Raw genomic sequence first — 1339 nt, forward strand, 5'->3', positions numbered from 1 at the left:
ACGTGAACGTCATCTACGAAGCCGGCGAAGGCGGCCCCGAGACCTTCTTCACCCGCGTGGGCTTCACCCCCGTCGGCGAGACCGAGTACGGCGAGGTCGTCGCCGAGGTGCGCCTGTAGCGGCATCCGCCCCGCCCTTCGACGCTGAGACGAATACGGGCGGCCGAGACAGTGGGTAATACCCATCGTCTCGGCCGCCCGTATTCGTTTCACGGTCTGCGCGCGGGTCAGCCGATCGCGTCGATCACCGCGTTGAACGTCTCGGACGGGCGCATGACGGCCTCCACGCGGGCGACGTCGGGGCGGTAGTAGCCGCCGATGTCGGCGGGCGAGCCCTGCACGGCGTTCAGCTCGGCGACGATCTGCTCCTCCTGCGAGGCCAGTGCATCGGCGATCGGGGCGAAGACGGCGGCCAGCTCGGCGTCGGCGGTCTGCCGGGCGAGCTCCTGTGCCCAGTACAGCGCGAGGTAGAAGTGGCTGCCGCGGTTGTCGATGGTGCCGAGCTTGCGGCCGGGCGAGCGGTCCTGCTCGAGGAACGTACCCGTCGCGGCATCCAGCGTGTCGGCCAAGATCTGCGCCTTGACGTTGCCGGTGGTGGTCGCGAGGTGCTCGAGGGATGCCGCCAGCGCGAAGAACTCGCCCAGCGAGTCCCACCGCAGGTAGTTCTCGGCCACCAGCTGCTGCACGTGCTTGGGCGCCGAGCCGCCGGCGCCGGTCTCGAAGAGGCCTCCCCCGGCGAGCAGCGGCACGATCGAGAGCATCTTGGCGCTCGTGCCGACCTCGAGGATCGGGAAGAGGTCGGTGAGGTAGTCGCGCAGCACGTTGCCGGTCACCGAGATGGTGTCCTCGCCCTTGCGGATGCGGTCCAGCGAGTACTGGGTGGCCTCTGCCGGCGCGAGGATCTCGATCGTGAGCCCGTCGGTGTCGTGGTCGGCCAGGTAGGTCTTCACCTTCTCGATGAGCTGGGCGTCGTGCGCGCGCGACGCGTCGAGCCAGAACACGGCGGGCGCGCCGGTGGCGCGAGCACGGGTGACGGCGAGCTTCACCCAGTCGCGCACGGCGATGTCCTTGGTCTGCGTCGCACGCCAGATGTCACCGGGGGCGACGGCGTGCTCGAGCAGCACGTCTCCGGCGGAGTTCCGCACCTGCACGACGCCCTCGGAGGCGATCTCGAACGTCTTGTCGTGGCTGCCGTACTCCTCAGCCGCCTGCGCCATGAGGCCGACGTTGGGAACGCTGCCGATCGTGGCCGGGTCCAGCGGACCGTGCGCGATGACGTCGTCGATGACGGTCTGGTAGACCCCGGCGTACGAGGAGTCCGGGATGACCGCGATGGTGTC

Annotated in this window: 1 protein-coding gene and 1 pseudogene; one reads left to right on the forward strand and one right to left on the reverse strand. The window is 69.5% G+C overall.

What is annotated here, in order from left to right:
• Window positions 1-119, forward strand: a pseudogene (locus NQ160_RS23845) (GNAT family N-acetyltransferase); the annotation flags it as partial.
• 107 nt (window positions 120-226) lie between these two features.
• On the opposite strand, the gene NQ160_RS23850 reads toward NQ160_RS23845, so the two are convergent.
• Window positions 227-1339 (reverse strand): NADP-dependent isocitrate dehydrogenase (locus tag NQ160_RS23850; protein ID WP_257517463.1); only part of this gene is annotated, 1113 nt, incomplete at its 5' end.

The organism is Microbacterium sp. zg.Y909 (assembly GCF_024626565.1).